Genomic DNA, 16111 nt, shown 5'->3' on the forward strand with positions numbered 1-16111 from the left:
ACCCAAGACGAGCGGTGGGGCATCTATTGCTTGTCTTGGGTCACCCCGCCCCAAATCTTGCATGGTGAGGCGTTACGGCCAGGACTTTGGTTCCTCGCAGCTTCGTGCATGGCTGGGGCGGCGGTCCCCTTCCACTTTGTGGTCTGGCTGCCGCGCTGCGGGGACGCCAGGCGGTTTGTTCTGGCAGGCCGGCCTGGGTGGTGGGTCCTGGGAACATTCCTTGCCGGTTGCGGTCAAACCCGTTGTGGTTTCGGTGGGGGGTTGGGCAAAGGCTTTAAAAATCTTGCGGGTTTCGTTTGTGGCAAAGTGCTGGGGTCTGTTGGGTGTGGCTCGGCCGGTTGAGCAGTTTTGACCTTGATTCTTTGGTCGTGTGGCTGAGGTGTCTAGTCCCTGGTCGTGCAAATGCGTTGTGCGGATGCACGGCCTGTGCGGTTCCTAGTGGTGGACCTGTGTGTCAAGATAATGTGCAAATTGCAGCGGGCGGAATCGGCGATGGCGCGCCACATTGCTATTTGCTCGGTAGCACCCTGCTACGTCGCAATGCGACACAACTCTTCGCAATTTTTTCATTCATCTGCAGGGGTTCACCAAAGGGTGCACCCGTCCCGCACACTCTTTCTTAAAACATGAGAGTCGGTACCTGCCCAACCGACTTGACGACGCGCCTCGGCGAGACCCGCCCGGGCACCGCGAAGAAGGGGCCAGCCGATGAGGGTCGACGAGTCCGTATCCGGCCGGTCGCTCACGCCTCGCAGGACCCTGGTCTGGGTGGCAAGCGCGGCCGCGGTCCTCACCGCCGCCGTGGTGGCCGCGGGCCTGGGAATGGTGGCCCTCATCGGGCAGAGCGGCGACGACAGCACCTGGACGCGGTGGAGCGACGTGGGGCAGGCGTTCGGGGTGGTCAATTCCGTCGTTGCCGCACTTGCCGTGGCGGCGCTCGTCATCACCTCGATGGCCCACGCCCGGGGCCAGCGCGATCAGCAAACGGAAATCTCGGTGCGCCACCTGCACGTCACCCTGACTCGGATGGCGATCGACAATCCCCATCTGGCCGAGGTCTGGCCGCGCACCACGCCGGAAGATTCCGTGACCCAGTCCCAGCACATGTACGCCAACCTGCTGCTTCAGCACGCTTGGTTGCAGTACACGACCGGTGTCGCGACCCGCGAGGAGTTGGTCAGCAACCTGCGTTTCCTCTTCGCCAGCCCCAAGGTCCGCGCCTTTTGGGGTAAGACCACCAGCAGTCGGCAAAGCATTTACGTCCAGGACACCAAGGAAGCGAGCCTGGCCGCGGTCGCGGACGAGATCTGGCGAGAGTACGAGGCTGTGCTCGCCTGCTCCGGCGAGAACGAATCGATCTCGCCGGTCAGTCAATCACCAACAGTTGGCCTTGAGTGACAACCCAGCACCCGCTACCTCGGCAGGTCCTTCGCGGCCGCGAGCAGCGTGTCTCGGGTAATGACGACGATTCTTTCGTAGGACGCGACTCCGGCGTCCTCCGGAAGTTGTCCCACGAGTTCGGCTGTTCGGTCCGTCCCGACGACCGCGAAGTTGCCGTCCTGCAGCTCGAAGACGTCGGGACAGGTGCAGTTGGTAGCGCTTCCGCGTGCCGAGGGAGGAAGTCCAACCCGCCTGCTGATCGACGCCGCAGGCAAGGCACCACTCAGGTCTGGTGACGATGACACGGATGTAATTAATACCCCATGCGGGGTGGCGGCAAAGCATTAACACCCCGAGATACATTCGGACGTGTTCCCGGGCCCTACTGTTGTGCGTTGCCGGCCGCAGAAGTCAGTCCAGGCTTCGACAGGTCACCAGGATTGACCCGCGGCGTTGCCGTGCGTTAGCCGCAGGTAGTAGCCGTCCGGGTCGGTTAGACGGAAGTCGTGCAGGCCCCAGTGGCGCAGCTTGAGCGGCTCGCTGATCGTGGCCTGGTGCTGGCAGCGTTCGTAGAACGTTTGGAGGGTGTCCAGGTCGTCCAGCTCCAGCACGATCTCGACGCCGGCGCCCTTGTCGCCGCTCAGCCGCTGCCTGGTGAATCCCTGGCCCTCCGCCTGCTCGGGCAGCTTCGCCACCGGACCTAGGCCGAGCACGACCTGGCCTTGGCGCAGGCTCGCGTAGCCCTCGTCGCGTCGTTCCACCTGGAACCCGAGCAGATCGCGGTAGAAACCGATGCTGACATCCATGTCCTCGACGAACAGCTCTATCCGAAGCCGCATGCCGTCAGCTTTCCGGACGGTGGGTCAGGGACCAGCGGCGGGCCATGGTGGTTGCGGCGGCGAAGCCGATTATGGACAGGGCCACCTCGGTCAGGACTATTGCGATCTCGGTGCTGTAGTCGGTCGCTCGGGCGAACAACATGATCAGCGGGACCACGACCAGGGCGCACAGTGGCGTCAGCACGGCGATTGCCGCGGCGGTGCGGCCGATGGCGGGGACGTGGCGGAGCAGGAGCAGTACGCCGATCACCGCACCGGCCAGGGCTATCAGGCCGATGCCGCCGTAGTAGATGCCGGCCGCGAGCGGTGCCGGGGCGTTGAAGTCGCCGGGCAGGTTGAACAGGCGCACCAGGATCATGTAGACGCCCGCCACGACGAGCACGCCGGCGAGTGCGCCGACCACCGCGCCGGCCAGGGCGGTCGCGACGATCTGGCCGTAGCGTGGCGGTATGTGCCGCACGCCGGACTCCTCGACCAGGCGGCGGGCGAAAACGGTTACGTCGCCGTCGATCAGCTGGTCGGCGGGCACGCCGTCGGCCAGTGCCGCCTCCAGGTCGAGGCGCAGGTCGGCGGCTAGCGTTTGACGATCGCGGGTGGGCACGCCCAGCCTGCGCCACTCCCGCGCGGCGGCGGTGATCGCCTGGTCGACGGTCATTGCTGGCTCCTCGTTTCGCTGGGGACGCCGCCGGCCAGGACCCGGCCCACGACGTCGACGAATCCGTTCCACTGGGCGGTCCAATCGGCGAGCCGGGCGCGCCCGGCCTCGGTGACCGCGTAGACCTTGCGGTCGGGGCCGGCTGGGCTGTTCTGCACTTCCTGGGCGACCAGGCCGAGCCGCCGCATGCGGGTCAGCAGCGGATAGATCGTGCCGTAGCCCACCGACGGGAAGCCCGCCACGCCGACCCGCTGCACCAGCTCGTAGCCGTGGGCGGGCTGCTCCGAGAGCAGCGCCAGCAGGCACATGTCGAGCGCACCGCGCAGCAGCTGAGCCTGCCGGTCTGGATCTTCGCCCGCTATCATGCGACACATAATAGCCAGCTATTAGGTGTCACACAATAGTGGTCAGGATCGGTCGCTGCGGCTAGCTCGCCGGGCGTTCGGGCTGGGGCTGCCGGAGGCCGGTTATCAGGAGCGTGACGATTCGGCGTACGTCGTAATTGGGATCTTGAACGGTCCAGGCGACCAGGTCGCCGACCGCTCGGATCAGCTCGTAGGGCTTGATGTCGGCCACCACCTCGCCGGACGCGGTCGCCGCGTGCAGCAGATCGGACAGGACCGGGACCAGGCGATCCAGGAATAACTGATGCAGAGCCGTGTAGCCGGCGGCGTCGCCCTGCCACACCTTGGCCACGCCGTGCTTGGTGGCGAGGAAGTCGACGAAGAGGTGGATCCAGTCGAGCAGCGCGGCGAACGGCGTCGGGGCCGCGGCCAGCAGCGCGGGACCGGCCTCGGCGCACGCGTCGATCTGGTGCCGGTAGACCGCCACCATCAGGTCGGCCCGGGTCGGGAAGTGCCGGTAGAGCGTGCCCATGCCCACGCCGGCCGCCGCGGCCACCTCGCGGACCGTGGCACCGACGCCGGAGGTGGCGAAAACCTTCGCGGCCGCGTCGAGCAGGGCGCGCTCGTTCCGCTCGACGTCGGCACGGCGCTTCGGCTCCATCCGGCGATTGTTCCACGTCACAGGCAAAAACGGAGCAAGGCTCCGGTCCGCCCTTGAAAAACGGAACAACGCTCCGTATGTTGAAGCGGAGCGCTGCTCCGGTTCGCTATCTCGAAGGACACTCCCATGCCTGCTCAGATCCTGTCCCTCAAGCCCGTCGTGCTGCCCGTGCCCGGCCGCGGCGACGACCTCCAGGTGCGCGTCTCCGCTCCGGCGGCCGGCTCCGGCCTGCCGGTCATCGTCTTCGCGCACGGTTACGGCCAGGCGATGGACTCCTACGACCCGCTGGTCGACCACTGGGCCGCGAACGGTTTCGTCGTCGTCCAGCCGACCTTCCTGGATTCCGCAACGCTGGGCCTGACTCCCGCAGACCCCCGATACCCCAACATCTGGCGTACGCGGATAGACGACCTCAAACGCATCATCGACGACCTGGCCGCGATCGTCGCCGAGGTGCCCGGGCTGGCCGGCCGGGTCGACCCGTCACGCCTGGCGGTCGCCGGCCACTCGTGGGGCGGCCAGTCGGTAGGCATGCTGCTGGGCGCCCGCGTAATCGGCCCCGACGGCCGCCCCGGCGAGGACCGCACCGACCACCGGGTGAAAGCAGGAGTCCTGCTGGCCACAACCGGCCTGGCCGGCGACGACCTGGTCCCGTTCGCGAGGGAGAACTTCGCCTTCATGAGCCCCGACTTCACCCAGCTGAAAACCCCAACCTTGGTAGTCGCCGGCGACGACGACCAGTCGGCCCTCTCCACCCGAGGCCCAGACTGGTTCACCGACGTCTACCGCTTGAGCCCCGGCGCCCAGGGCCTGGTCACCCTGTTCGGCGGCCAGCACTCGTTGGGCGGCATCCACGCCTACAAGTCAACCGACACCACCGACGAGAGCCCGGCCCGGGTGGAGCTGATCCGCCGAACCTCAACAGCGTTCCTGCAGGCAGCGCTGGGCCTCAACCCCACCGCCTGGGACACCGAAATCGCCGCCCCCGACCCAGCCGGACTGGTCACCGTCAAGCGGTAAGCCGCTCGCCGTGCTGGCCCGGCAGCGCGGCCCGCAGAATCCGGTGGCGTCCAGCATTTTTGGCCAGACGCTGAACGATCGCGACGCAGGAGACTACAAACGCGTGACTACTTACGTTAGCTCCCATAGCCGATCCTCCCTCCAGGATTAGACCTACAACACCAAACAGAACGATCAGCAGGCTGACAATTGCAAGCTTGATCTTTTCGGTCCTGGGGCGATCGTTAGAACCAGCGCCTGACACACTCCTCTTCCGAGAAGTGATGAGAGGGAGGAACCCCGCTCACGCAACAAAGAATACCGTCGAGTAGATTCACCTAAAGAGTAGCCGGGTTGCAGTCAGGGTGCAGTAATCGCATCCTGACCTCCATTTTCCAGAATCGCAGATTGCTGGCTCGTGGATGCACGAATCTTCCGCCGACCACGTGCTCCAAATGACGAGCCGCCGCCGAACCAGGCCACCCAGCCACAGCTCGCCATGAACCCAGTCCGACCAGCCCGTGGTGCAACTCCTGCTCAGACTCCGCGCGACATCCGCCACGGCCAGAGGCTCTAGCGAGCGGGCCTTCGCCGACGTTCGCCCAGGAGCCTCATTGGAGCAGGCTGAGCACGATCGACGAATTTGTTTCGACGGAATCTATTGAATCTACGGTGATGTCAGCGGTCGCAAGTGGAGGAAAATCCGAACGCATACGTTCTACGTGTTCCCAGTCAACCTCGTGCCAACCGGGAATGTCTCGCTTCCTGCCTTCAACACGGCTTCGATGAAGCGCCACGTCACTGCAAGCACACTCAACGATCACGAGATTTGCACCATGTTGGGCGATTATCTCGCGCCATGTAGTTACCCGGTCACCATCCACCAAACAGTCAACTATTGCTGACTGATCCAGCATGACCTGGCGGACCATAAGAGTCTGCAGGAGACCGTAGTAAACATCGAGATAGGCCGGCCGATCGAGATGGTCGAGCACGCCCGATGGCGTCAGTGCGCCCATCAGCCAATCGCCGGAGAAGACCGGCGCGCCGAGCGTTCGCGCTACTCGCTCGGCCAGCGTCGATTTTCCGGACCCCGGGAGGCCGGTGAAGACCAAAACCGTCGCCATGCGGCAAACCCCCGTGCTCGAACGGCGCATCCGCGATCAGAACGGCATTTTCACCGGATCTGACGCCGGCTGGCCGGGCGCCTTGTCGAAGTAGTTCCTTCTTCGTGGTCTCCTGCCGCTGCTGCCTGACGGCCGCCTCGGTGCTTTGCGCGCTGGTGAGACCGTAGATCCGGCCGGTCCGCGGAAACTGCAGATCGGCGTCGGCGGACAGGTCGATGTCGAACGAGGTCGTCCGGCCGGTCAGTTTACGGCGCGGGTAGTACTCGACGTAGTGCTTGCCGTAGTCGACGTCGACGAAGAACCAGTACGTCAGCCCCGGCTCGGGCTGTCCGTACGCCGTCGCTTTGACCTTCGCCTCGCGAGCGTGGTTACGCGTGGCGGTTACGTCGTAGCGCAGATCCTCCTGCACCGGCACGGCAGTGGTGGCCGGCGAGGTCGTGACGACCGGGGAATTCACCAGCGTCGGATTTGGCGTCGGTGACGGCGCGAACCGCAACGCGACCAGCAGAACCGCGACTGCTGCGGCAGCTACCACGGCCAAGATCAGCGTTACGTATCCGGCGGGCATGCCGTTGCGGTAGTAGTTTCCGCCGACCTGCGTCGGATTGGCACCGGCGGAGGACTGGGAAACTCCGCGGTAGTCGCCGGCGACGACCCAGCCGGAGTGGTCACCGCCGAGCGGTGAGCGAAGTCGGCGACAGCCCACGCTGGTGCCGCTCGGACGGGATGGGCTGCCGGCTGGGCGGATAGGCAGTAGGCCCCCGGTCACCAGGCAATAGGCTCGCGGCGAGTCGAGATTTGTCGGGAAGCGGGAGAACCAGCATGGGCACGTGGGACGTCGGGCCGTTCGACAACGACACCGCCGCTGACTGGTGCGGCGACCTGGACGAGGCAACCCCGGACCAACGAACAGCGCTGATCCGGGGTGCGCTGAGCCGGATTGTCGAGCACGGCGACGACTACCTCGACAGCGACGTTGCGGTGGAGGCCATTGCCGCCGCGGCCATTGTCGCCTCCCAGCTTCCAGACGGACCGGCGATCAGCACCCCCTACGCACCCGATTTCCTCCTGGAAGGAGGGACCGTCGAGGTAGCTCCCGACATTCCCGCGATCGCAGTGCGAGCCCTGGACCGGATAGTCGGGGAGAACTCGGAGTGGCGAGAACTGTGGGAGGACGCAGCGGAGTCGTATCCGCAGGCGCTCGCGTCGGTGCAAACCATCCGAGTTGTCCTGGAACGGGAGAGCAATCGATAAGCCGATCGCCTGCAGAACCTCAGAGCACCTTTACCACGAAGAATGCAATCCCGGCGATCAGTGCCGTCCCGGCCAGGAGCAGCAACACACCAAGCTCAGCGGGGAGACTGACCGGGTGGGATTCGTCCGGCGGAGAACATTCAACGTAGTCGCCGAAGGGTTCGACCGAACCGTCCCAGCCGTTGCGGCCCTGTTAGGTGATCGTCCCGCTGGCGTAGGTGTAGGACCAACGCTCGTCTTCGCCCTGCACCTCGACGACGCCCGAGCGGACGAACGGCGAGATCGCGACGTAGAAGGCGGTGGCCAGATCCGACCACTTCGGGTCCCCCACGGCGTCGTCAGCGAACTCGAGCCAGTCTCCGTCACGGGTGATCGAGGCGGCTGCCACCCACGCGATGGCGGCCAGGGTGTCGCTCGGCGGAAATCTTTCCAGATCGAGGCCGCTATCCCGGATGGCCCAGGCCGCCTTGACAACGGCGACAGCAGCGGCGTCGTCCGCTTCCGCAAGGTGCAGACGGCCTGACGGCCACACCGAATATCCCACAGGCGCACGGTACGAGCCCCCACGGTCAGCGTCCACAGCTCGAGGGCGCGGTAGCGATAGCTCACGATCCAGCGCGCCTATTGGTGTGCCGTCCCCGGCCACTGGTAGACGAAGGCCTCCGGCGGGAGCTCATCTTGGGTGAGCAATCGGACCAGCTCGTCGAGCAGCCCGTTCAGGTCCTCCAGACCGGCCAATCCATAGGTCTTGTTGACGACTCGGTCGTCGCTCAGGCGCACGGTGGAGAGATCGGCTTCGCCGCTGTTCCAGATCGTGACCTCCACCAGCCACTCAGCGGACTCGAACTCAACGCCCGTAACCGCCTTTCCGTGATTTGGGTGCACCGGCCGCACGTGCTGACGCAATCCAAGCGCCGCCCACACCGACGCCCGGTCCTGGAGCGCCGACGGCAGCTCCTCAAGAGGAAAAGTCACGGCGGCGACGATCCTCCCCCGCGACGCCGGGCGCCTCGGGATTTGCCGCCGCGGAGCTGAGCCCCAACCGGCTTCGGTGCATCAGCAGGTCGAATGAAACAGTCCACCGACCAGTTGGGTCGCCGCTAGCTCGTTGTAGATCTGGACCGCTTCGGTTGTCTCGGCGACATACGCCCTGACGTCCCTCTCCTCGAGAAACTCAAGCGTGAGCCGGCTGACCTGAAGTTGTAGATCCATCCCCCGGGACAAAACGACAGCCGCGGCACCATGGAGGAGAAGCTCTTCGATGTCGGCGGGCTGGATGCCAGGGCTATGGCGGGTACCCGTCTCCGACCAATCCCACTCCCGGCCACCGCCGGGGTAGAGCTTGACATCTTTGACCACTCCCAGGCTCTCAACCTCGATACGGCCCCATGCGACGGCCAGAATCCTCGGGGATCGTTTCGCGTCCTCACTCACAGCAGCTCCGTTCACCGAGACCGTCCGGTCGGCGCAGGTGCGGCAGTCGGGCGCCCTCCTCGGCGGCCACCGCCGGGTCCGGATGCGGTTGACCGTGGCTGGCCTGCCGGAAGGCATCGCGCCGATCGCGAAGCGGCAGCTGCCGGTAGGCGCGCGCCGCAGCCCGTCTCTCGCACTTGGTGAAGTCGTAGAGCGTGTCCGGCACGCCTGAGATGATGACAGCCGCAACCCCTCGCAGGATGGTGGGCGCGGACGACTTTCACTCCGACTGCACCACGGTGAAGGGCGGCCGTACGCCCTCGGTCAGCTCGGCCGCCGCCTCGAGCGCCATCACCGCACGTTGGCGGCTACTGACCGCCGACCTGGCCGTCGAGTGCAGCGACCCCAGGGCGACCAGGTAGCCGGACCCGACAGCGGTATAACCCGAGATCGTGTGCCCGATCTGATAGTCGTCGTCGACAACATAGAGGCGACCATGAATGCCGACGAGAAATTTTCCACCCTGTTCCTGGCCGTTCTCGGTCCTCGCGTAGCCGCCCGTGGAGAGACACTCGCGGACGGCCTCAATGAAGGTGGTCACCATGAACCGGTCGACGTCCCAGGTGTCGGGTTCGCTGACGTTCAGGGAGTAGCGCAGAAGTTGACCCATCCGATAGCTGGTCGTGAAGCCCATCAGGTATGGCCCCACCTGAAACACCTTGGAATCCGACCGCACCGCAACGTGCCACCCGTCGCTCCCCGCCGAATCCCCACCGATGGTGACGGTCTGCCCGTCTGAAATCCCGACGATGCACGTCATGAAGCCACTCTCCATGGCCGGGGAACGCATGCCAACCATCGAGTGAGCGGCTCCGGAATGACGTTCTGGTTTGCTCTCGGGGGTCGGCCTTACCCGCGGGGCACACATCTGCCGAGCTGAACGTTTCCGCCGTCATCCCGCGAACCAGACCGAGATCGATACGATCTTGCGGGAATCTCCTGGCGTTTGAACGAGAGCGAGATGACGTGTCGTACGACCTTGCGGTCTGGGAGGGCGAACGTCCTGCGGACATTGACGCGGGCGAAGCGTTTGAGCAGTTGTATCGCCAGTTCATCGAATCCTCGGAGACGACTCCGCCGACGCCGGCGATGCGCGAGTATGTCGCGGCTCTGCTCGCCAGGTGGGTCGATCTGACGGAGGACGAGGACGACAGCAGCCCCTGGTCCGCCGGGCCGCTCATCAACGAGGCTTCCGGGCCGATCATCTACTTCGCGATGCGCTACAGCATGGCCGACGAAGTGTCCGCGATCGCCGCTCGCATGGCCGCCGACCGAGGTCTCGTCTGCTTCGACCCGCAACAGAACCGCCTCCGCCCCCGCAACTGACGAATTCTGAGGCCGCGGACAGACTCCAACGGCCTCGGCACTCGGCAGACAGGCCTACCGTGCCGCCGGGCAGCCCTGCGCTGCTTGCGTCCCGGTGACTGATCGCCGGGTGGCGGCACCGGCGGCGCGGGCCGCCGGTGCCGGGGTGTGGTTCATTCCCAGACGGTGTTCCAGCAGCAACCCGGGTGCAGCTGGCGCAGGATGTGCAAGTAGCCGTCGGTGCCTACCACCTGGACTCGGATGGTGCTGGTGCCTGCGTCGTACCAGGCTCCCAGGTAGCTGTGGGACTGGATCTGGCCGCTCAGTGGGACCCAGCCGTACCAGTCGCCGCCTGGCCAGATCTGCCAGTTGTGCCATAGCTGGCCGTCCTGGCCTCGGCCGAAGATTTCCAGGCGGCCGTCGTTGTTGTGGGTGGCGCCTACGCCGCTGCTGATCTTCTGGCCGGACAGCGGGCGAACCACGCTGTCCGGCTGTATGCCGGCGCGGGAGGCCCACTGGTGATAGACGATGTCGCGGTCGGTCCAGAACCACTCCGACCGGCCGTCGAGGTTGACCGCGGTCTCCAGGTACAAATATTTGCCGGCCTGGGCCGGGGCGGTTGGCGCCAGCACGAACGCGGTGGCCACCATCGCGATTACCAGCAACGCCCGCCGGATAGATCGGCTCATTCGCTTCTCCCCGTTTCGACAGCTCGCGCGTTCTGCGCGTAGTTGCATCGTCGAATCCGGCGGGGAGGCGTGCCAGGCAGGCGACCGGCAAACTACCGGCAACCGAGTCAGCGGAGGACTACGGCCGGCTGGCGGCCTTACGCCGTTTTTCATCGGCGTCGGCGATGCCGTGGGCGACGGCCGTCCGGATCACCCGGTACAGCACGGCTACCCCCAGCAGCCAGAGCAACAACGATCCGATCATGATCCCCCGTCCGTAGCGCGAGGCTAGATGATCATCTTCGCCGTCAACACGTCAAGTTCCCGCTTCAACCTTCTGATCAGCGGCAACGAGGGCGCGGGACGTCCGTGATCGGGGCGGGATAGGTTCGAGGGTATGGCGGACAAGACCCAGCGTTCGGTGAGCCTGCGGCGTACGAGCCTTGGGCAGTACGAGGTGCGCAACGACCGTGGCGGTGCGATGACCATCGGGGTCGGGGACGGGGCTGAATTCACGCCGGTTGAGTTGCTGCTTGCCGCGCTTGGTGGGTGCACGGGGGCCGACATCGACTACATCACCAGCAAGCGGGCCGAGCCGGAGAGCTTCTCCGTTCACGTCACCGGGGACAAAGTCCGGGACGAGAGTGGCGGCAACCGGCTGGTCAACCTGGCTATCGAGCTGCTTGTCACGTTTCCGGAAGGGGCCGCGGGGGACGCTGCCCGGGAGGCACTGCCGCGCGCGGCGAAGATGTCGCACGATCGGCTCTGCACCGTGTCGCGGACGGTCGAGCTCGGCAGTCCGGTGGACACCCGCATCGCGCCGCCGCCCGTCGGCTAGCCGGCATGAACCCGGTGGAGCAGCTGATCACGCTCGACGCCGATCAGCGGATGGTGCCGGTCGACGCCGAAGCGCTGCGGGCAGCCGTCGGGCAGTTGCAGGCGACCGGCGATCGAGGCGCGTTGCGGCGGATCGGGGTCGCTCTGGTTGCGCTTGGTGAGTATGCCGAGGCGGTCGAGACGCTCGAGCGCGCGGTCTCGATTTCGGTGCGCCTCGACGACGTACCCGCTGAGGTCGCGGCTCGGATCAACCTCGGCGACGCATATCGGTACGCGGGCCGCCTTGGCCCGGCCGCCGAGCAATACTCCCGGGCGCTCCGCCTGGCGAAAGCGCAGGCGCCCGACCGGGTCGACTTTGCCCTTCAGCATCTTGGCAAGCACCATATCGACGCCGGTGAGCCGGATCTCGCGCGTGCCTGTCTCGCTGAGGCGCTGCGACTGCGTGAGGCCAAGGGCGACGCCGGCCTCATCGCCTCGACCATCGCCGCCCTCAAACTGCTCGACGCTTAACCGTCGGGAGTGCGCCCTGGGTTCGAAAGCTCGACACAGGAGGGGTCAGATTGCTCTGGCAGTTGATCGGGGTCGCGGCGCTGCTTTCCTTCGTCGCCGAGGTCATCGACTTCGCGATCTGACCGGTCCGCGCGGGACGGCGCTGCCAGGATCCAAGGGTGGAGGAAAACCCGGAGGTGGGCGAGGCGCTCGAGACGCTGTCGGTGTGGCTGATCGCGGAGGACGCCTACCTGCGCGACCGTGTGCCCGATGAGGTCCTGACCTACATGCAGGACCGCGTCGGCCAGTTGCTCGGACCGCACGCGCTTCAGGTGGCCGGTGACTTCGCACGCGAACGTGATCTCGTCGGACTGGCCCGCGACAGTGAGGCGCTGGACGAACTGCTCGCGCTGATCGAGGGAAAGCGGCGGCGGGGCTTCGAGATGGAGTGGCGAGCGTTTCCCCCGGCAACCGTGCGGGGCAAGGACTACCAGCCGGAGGCGCTGCTCGTGATGGCCGAGTACGGCGGCGGGGATCCAGTCTGGGACCGGCCCCGAGGTGACGGTGGGCAGGTCGAGCTGAGTGAGCTTGGGGTCTCCGCCTCGCTCGTGCAGCGGCTGCGGGCCTGGAACGACACGTGGGCGACTCCCGAGCCCTCCGAAGGGTGGACCGAGAAAGGGATGGCCCTCGCGCACGAGCTGCAGCGGGAGCTTCCGGACCTGGACGTCCGGTACTTCCACGGCGACGACGACCGGCCACTACGAAGCCAATGAACGGCGACATGACTTGCGTGCCGGTCTAGCATTCGCAACATGTCCCGACTCCGCGCTGTTCTCGCGCTGTCCGCTGTTCTGTTCGCGCTCGTCGCGTGCACCCCTGACAAGGCCAGGACCGGCGGCAGCACGGCGTCGTTGCCCGACCTGCCGCCCGGCGACACGCTGGTCAAAGAGTCCGCCACGGCGATGCAGGCGATCAAGACCACGCAGTTCCTGATCACCGCCGAGGGCGAGGTCGCCGGGCTCAGCCTGCGTCGCGCCGAGGGCACGCTGACCAAAGAGGGCAGCGCCAAGGGCACCGCGCAGATCGATCAGTCGGGTGCGGCCGTCGAGCTGGAGTTCGTGATCGTCGGCGACAAGCTCTACCTGAAGGGGCCGACCGGCGGTTACCAGACGCTGCCGCTCACCCTCGCCGCCACCGTCTACGACCCGTCGGCCATTCTCGACCCCGACCGGGGCATCGCCAAGGTGCTCAGCTCGGCCACCGGCGCCACCACCGAGGCCTCCGAGGCCGTCGACGGCAAGGACGCCTGGCGGGTCGCGGTCACCACGACCGGCACCGACCTGGCCGGACTGATCCCGGGCGTTACCGGCAGCATCCCGGCCAAGCTCTGGATCGCCAACGCCGACAAGCGACTGCTCAAGGCCGCCTTCACCCTGTCGGGAGGCTCGGCCACGGTGACGTTCAAGGAGTTTGACGCACCGGTGACGATCAGTGCTCCTTAGCAAAAGGCGCCTGGCGATCAGCGTCGGGGGCGCGACCGTTCTGCTTGCGGCCCTTGACGCGTACGTCGTAGTGACCGTTCTGACCGACATCCTCGGCGACGTGCACATTCCGCTCAACCGGCTCGAGCGCGCGACCCCGATCGTGACCGGCTACCTGCTGGGTTACGTGGCGGGCATGCCGCTGCTCGGGTCGCTCTCCGACCGGCTCGGCCGCCGGGCGGTCATCGTGGCCTGCCTGGCCGGTTTCGCGGCGGGGTCGGCGATGACCGCCGCCTCGGGCGAGTCGATCCACTGGCTGGTGGCCGGGCGTGGGCTGCAGGGGCTGGCCGGTGGCGCGCTGCTGCCGGTGACGATGGCCCTGGCCGGCGACCTCTGGACGGAACGGCACCGGCGCGCGGTCGCCCTCGGCGCGGTCGGCGCCGCGCAGGAACTCGGCAGCGTGCTCGGCCCGATCTACGGCGGTGCGGTCGCCGCGCTGATCGGCTGGCGCGGCATCTTCTGGATCAACATCCCGCTGGCCGCGCTGGCCGCCGTGGCCGTGCTCTACGCACTGCCCAAGGAGAACGGCGACCGGTCGGCGAAGAAGAGCGTCGACGTGCTCGGCGGCATCCTGCTCGCGGCCGGCCTGGCGCTGCTCGTCGTCGGGCTCTACAACCCGGATCCGGAACACGCGGTGCTCCCCTCCTGGGGACCCGCCACCCTCGGCGCCGCGGTGGCCGTACTCGTCGTGTTTGGTTTGTGGGAAGGGCGGGCCCGGACCAAGCTGTTCGATCCCGCCGGCGTGAGCATGGTGCCGTTTGTCGCCGCGCTCGGCGCGAGTTTCTGCACCGGCGCGGCCCTGATGGTGACGCTCGTCGACGTCCAGCTGGTCGCGCAGACGCTGCTCGGCAGGGACGCGTTCGGCGGCACGCTGCTGCTCACCCGCTTCCTGATCGCGCTCCCGATCGGTGCCGTGCTCGGTGGCGCGGTGCTCGCCCGGCTGGGCGAGCGGTTGGTCACCCTGATCGGTCTGCTGACGGCCGCTTGCGGGTACGCGCTGATCGCGTACTGGCCGACCGACGTCCTCGCCGCCCGCTACGCCGGAATCCTGCCCCGCCTCGACGTCGACCTCGTCATCGCCGGCCTGGGCCTCGGCCTGGTCATCGCACCGCTCGCCGCGGCCGTGCTGCGGGTAAGCCCGCCGGACCGGCACGGCGTGGCCTCGGCCGCCGCGGTGGTGTCCCGGATGGTCGGCATGCTGCTCGGCGTCGCCGCGCTGACCGCGTGGGGCCTGCACCGCTTCCAGGCGCTGACCGCGAACCTGGACACCCCGCTGCCGTTCGGCGTCGACCCGGCCGAATACCGCGCCCGGATGGACGTCTACGAGGTGGCGCTGAAGGCCGCCCTGCAGACCGAATACCGGGAGATCTTCCTGGTCACGGCCGGCCTCTGCGTCGTAGGCGCGCTGCTCGGCCTGCTGCTGGCCGGCCGCCCAGCAGATCGACGCATGCCGATATCCTGACGCTTGGGAACGCTCCCAAGCCGAAGGAGAACCATGCACCGTCTCGTCGCCACCCTCACCGCTGTCCTGCTGCTCGGCGCCGCCGCCGGGCCGGCCGACGCCGCCCGCCCCGACTCCTGCGCGGGTGACCTGCTCTTCTGCGAGAACTTCGAACGGCTGCCGACCGGCGGGCCCAGCACGCTGAACTGGGGCGTCGACACCCGCAACGGCACCCTGTCGGTCGAACGCGGTCGCCGCGGCGACCGGGTCCTGCACCTGCACACGGCCGGGAACGGGCGCGCCTTCCTGCGGGTCGACGACTTCGCCGCGCCGGGCAACCGCTTCTACGGCCGGCTGCGGCTGCGCGTGGACGCCTTCCCCACCGCCCCGAACTGGGCGCACTTCACCCTGGTGGAGGCGACCGGCACCGGCAGCTCGGAGGTGGTCCGGCCGATCGGCGGCCAGTACGCGCCGACCGTACCGGGCACGTTCTGGGGCGTCGGCGCCGACGGCGGGCCGACCGGCGACTGGACCAACTGGCGCGAGTCCGCCCCGGTCACCGAGGACACCTGGCAGTGCTTCGAATGGTCCTGGGAACCGGCCGGCAACCGCATCTCGGTGTGGATCGACGGGGTGGCCAACCCCGAGCTGACCGCCTCCACCACCGACCACGGCGGCAACGCGGTGCCATTCATCCTGCCGGCCGTCAACACCGTCAAAATCGGCTGGCAGCTCTACCAGCCCGGCCCGACCCCGGGCCAGTTCGACCTCTGGATGGACGACATCGCCCTCTCGGCCGAACGAATCGGCTGCGCACGCTAGACACCCTTTCAGGATCAAACCCTTTGCCGGTACGGGCGACACCGTGCAACAACCGCAATTCCCCCCGACCGCCGCCACCGCGCGACCACCGTGCATCACCGGCGCGTGCCGCGTCTCTCGCGCAACCGGACACCTACCCCGAGGGCTTTGCTCTGCTCACCTATACGCGCTGCTCTGCGCACCTCGGGTAAGCGCGCGATCTTGCGGAGATCCGGTTCGCCCCGAGCGGTAAGTCTTCAACGTCGGCGAGCCGTCGCCTGCCGGCGGGTCGGGTCG

At 67.1% G+C, this 16111-nt stretch carries 22 protein-coding genes; 10 read left to right on the forward strand and 12 right to left on the reverse strand.

Annotated elements, in window-relative coordinates; translation table 11 throughout:
• Positions 1–708 precede the first annotated feature (708 nt).
• Entirely contained in the window at positions 709–1398 is a 690-nt protein-coding gene (locus Ate02nite_RS32395; RefSeq protein WP_203811678.1) for a DUF6082 family protein, read from the forward strand.
• A 413-nt stretch (positions 1399–1811) separates the two neighbouring features.
• Here Ate02nite_RS32395 and Ate02nite_RS32400 read toward each other — a convergent pair whose 3' ends face one another.
• From Ate02nite_RS32400 to Ate02nite_RS32415, 4 genes are all read right to left on the reverse strand, one after another.
• A complete protein-coding gene (locus tag Ate02nite_RS32400) occupies positions 1812–2219 on the reverse strand; it encodes a VOC family protein (protein ID WP_203811679.1) in 408 nt (135 codons plus the stop codon).
• Between the two features lie 4 nt (positions 2220–2223).
• On the reverse strand, positions 2224–2874 hold the full coding sequence (locus tag Ate02nite_RS32405) for a hypothetical protein (protein WP_203811680.1): 651 nt from the start codon (positions 2872–2874) through the stop codon (positions 2224–2226).
• A complete protein-coding gene (locus tag Ate02nite_RS32410) occupies positions 2871–3239 on the reverse strand; it encodes a PadR family transcriptional regulator (protein ID WP_203811681.1) in 369 nt (122 codons plus the stop codon). Before Ate02nite_RS32410 ends, Ate02nite_RS32405 begins: the two co-directional genes overlap by 4 nt.
• 61 nt (positions 3240–3300) lie before the next feature.
• Positions 3301–3879, reverse strand: a complete 579-nt coding sequence (locus Ate02nite_RS32415) for a TetR/AcrR family transcriptional regulator (RefSeq protein WP_203811682.1) — start codon at positions 3877–3879, stop codon at positions 3301–3303.
• Positions 3880–4005: 126 nt separating this feature from the next.
• Between Ate02nite_RS32415 and Ate02nite_RS32420 the strand changes: the two genes are divergently transcribed.
• Positions 4006–4899 carry an alpha/beta hydrolase family protein gene (locus tag Ate02nite_RS32420; RefSeq protein ID WP_203811683.1) on the forward strand — a complete coding sequence of 298 codons (894 nt, stop codon included), beginning with the start codon at positions 4006–4008 and terminating at the stop codon, positions 4897–4899.
• A 590-nt stretch (positions 4900–5489) separates the two neighbouring features.
• Here the strand turns inward: Ate02nite_RS32420 and Ate02nite_RS49875 are convergent.
• Positions 5490–6035 carry a P-loop nucleotide/nucleoside kinase family protein gene (locus tag Ate02nite_RS49875; protein ID WP_354263005.1) on the reverse strand — a complete coding sequence of 182 codons (546 nt, stop codon included), beginning with the start codon at positions 6033–6035 and terminating at the stop codon, positions 5490–5492.
• Between the two features lie 792 nt (positions 6036–6827).
• Between Ate02nite_RS49875 and Ate02nite_RS32430 the strand changes: the two genes are divergently transcribed.
• Complete coding sequence (locus tag Ate02nite_RS32430; RefSeq protein ID WP_203811685.1) at positions 6828–7259, forward strand: DUF4259 domain-containing protein; 432 nt, start codon at positions 6828–6830, stop codon at positions 7257–7259.
• A gap of 193 nt (positions 7260–7452) precedes the next feature.
• On the opposite strand, the gene Ate02nite_RS32435 is transcribed toward Ate02nite_RS32430, so the two are convergent.
• The 5 genes from Ate02nite_RS32435 to Ate02nite_RS32450 form a co-directional block, all read right to left on the reverse strand.
• Positions 7453–7803, reverse strand: a complete 351-nt coding sequence (locus Ate02nite_RS32435) for a hypothetical protein (RefSeq protein WP_203811686.1) — start codon at positions 7801–7803, stop codon at positions 7453–7455.
• Positions 7804–7880: 77 nt separating this feature from the next.
• Positions 7881–8234, reverse strand: coding sequence for a hypothetical protein (locus Ate02nite_RS32440; RefSeq protein WP_203811687.1), 354 nt, complete (start codon positions 8232–8234; stop codon positions 7881–7883).
• Positions 8235–8315: 81 nt separating this feature from the next.
• The gene (locus Ate02nite_RS32445) at positions 8316–8693 is read right to left on the reverse strand and encodes an Mth938-like domain-containing protein (RefSeq protein ID WP_239147871.1); all 378 of its coding nucleotides are present in this window, start codon (positions 8691–8693) and stop codon (positions 8316–8318) included.
• Positions 8686–8898: a hypothetical protein gene (locus Ate02nite_RS49095; protein ID WP_239147872.1), complete on the reverse strand. Its 213-nt coding sequence runs from the start codon at positions 8896–8898 to the stop codon at positions 8686–8688. Before Ate02nite_RS49095 ends, Ate02nite_RS32445 begins: the two co-directional genes overlap by 8 nt.
• Before the next feature lie 54 nt (positions 8899–8952).
• Positions 8953–9522, reverse strand: coding sequence for a hypothetical protein (locus Ate02nite_RS32450; protein ID WP_239147873.1), 570 nt, complete (start codon positions 9520–9522; stop codon positions 8953–8955).
• A gap of 176 nt (positions 9523–9698) precedes the next feature.
• On the opposite strand from Ate02nite_RS32450, the gene Ate02nite_RS32455 reads away from it, so the two are divergent.
• Positions 9699–10058, forward strand: coding sequence for a hypothetical protein (locus Ate02nite_RS32455; RefSeq protein WP_239147874.1), 360 nt, complete (start codon positions 9699–9701; stop codon positions 10056–10058).
• Between the two features lie 152 nt (positions 10059–10210).
• Here the strand turns inward: Ate02nite_RS32455 and Ate02nite_RS32460 are convergent, their stop codons facing one another.
• Together Ate02nite_RS32460 and Ate02nite_RS49555 are read right to left on the reverse strand one after the other, a co-directional pair.
• Positions 10211–10726: a DUF8189 domain-containing protein gene (locus tag Ate02nite_RS32460; RefSeq protein WP_203811689.1), complete on the reverse strand. Its 516-nt coding sequence runs from the start codon at positions 10724–10726 to the stop codon at positions 10211–10213.
• Between the two features lie 118 nt (positions 10727–10844).
• Positions 10845–10970, reverse strand: coding sequence for a hypothetical protein (locus tag Ate02nite_RS49555; protein WP_275422976.1), 126 nt, complete (start codon positions 10968–10970; stop codon positions 10845–10847).
• 132 nt (positions 10971–11102) lie between these two features.
• Here Ate02nite_RS49555 and Ate02nite_RS32465 point away from each other — a divergent pair, with 132 nt between their 5' ends.
• From Ate02nite_RS32465 to Ate02nite_RS32490, 6 genes are all read left to right on the forward strand, one after another.
• Entirely contained in the window at positions 11103–11543 is a 441-nt protein-coding gene (locus Ate02nite_RS32465) for an OsmC family protein (RefSeq protein ID WP_203811690.1), read from the forward strand.
• A gap of 5 nt (positions 11544–11548) precedes the next feature.
• On the forward strand, positions 11549–12052 hold the full coding sequence (locus Ate02nite_RS32470; protein ID WP_203811691.1) for a tetratricopeptide repeat protein: 504 nt from the start codon (positions 11549–11551) through the stop codon (positions 12050–12052).
• A 158-nt stretch (positions 12053–12210) separates the two neighbouring features.
• Complete coding sequence (locus Ate02nite_RS32475) at positions 12211–12804, forward strand: immunity protein CdiI family protein (protein ID WP_203811692.1); 594 nt, start codon at positions 12211–12213, stop codon at positions 12802–12804.
• A gap of 39 nt (positions 12805–12843) precedes the next feature.
• Positions 12844–13533 carry an LppX_LprAFG lipoprotein gene (locus Ate02nite_RS32480; protein ID WP_203811693.1) on the forward strand — a complete coding sequence of 230 codons (690 nt, stop codon included), beginning with the start codon at positions 12844–12846 and terminating at the stop codon, positions 13531–13533.
• Positions 13523–15034 (forward strand): MFS transporter, encoded by a 1512-nt coding sequence (locus Ate02nite_RS32485; RefSeq protein WP_203811694.1) that lies wholly within the window; start codon positions 13523–13525, stop codon positions 15032–15034. The genes Ate02nite_RS32480 and Ate02nite_RS32485 overlap by 11 nt, the downstream gene beginning before the upstream one ends.
• A gap of 33 nt (positions 15035–15067) precedes the next feature.
• On the forward strand, positions 15068–15835 hold the full coding sequence (locus Ate02nite_RS32490; protein ID WP_203811695.1) for a hypothetical protein: 768 nt from the start codon (positions 15068–15070) through the stop codon (positions 15833–15835).
• The last annotated feature ends 276 nt before the right edge of the window (positions 15836–16111 follow it).

This window comes from Paractinoplanes tereljensis (assembly GCF_016862435.1).
Lineage (GTDB): Bacteria > Actinomycetota > Actinomycetes > Mycobacteriales > Micromonosporaceae > Actinoplanes > Actinoplanes tereljensis.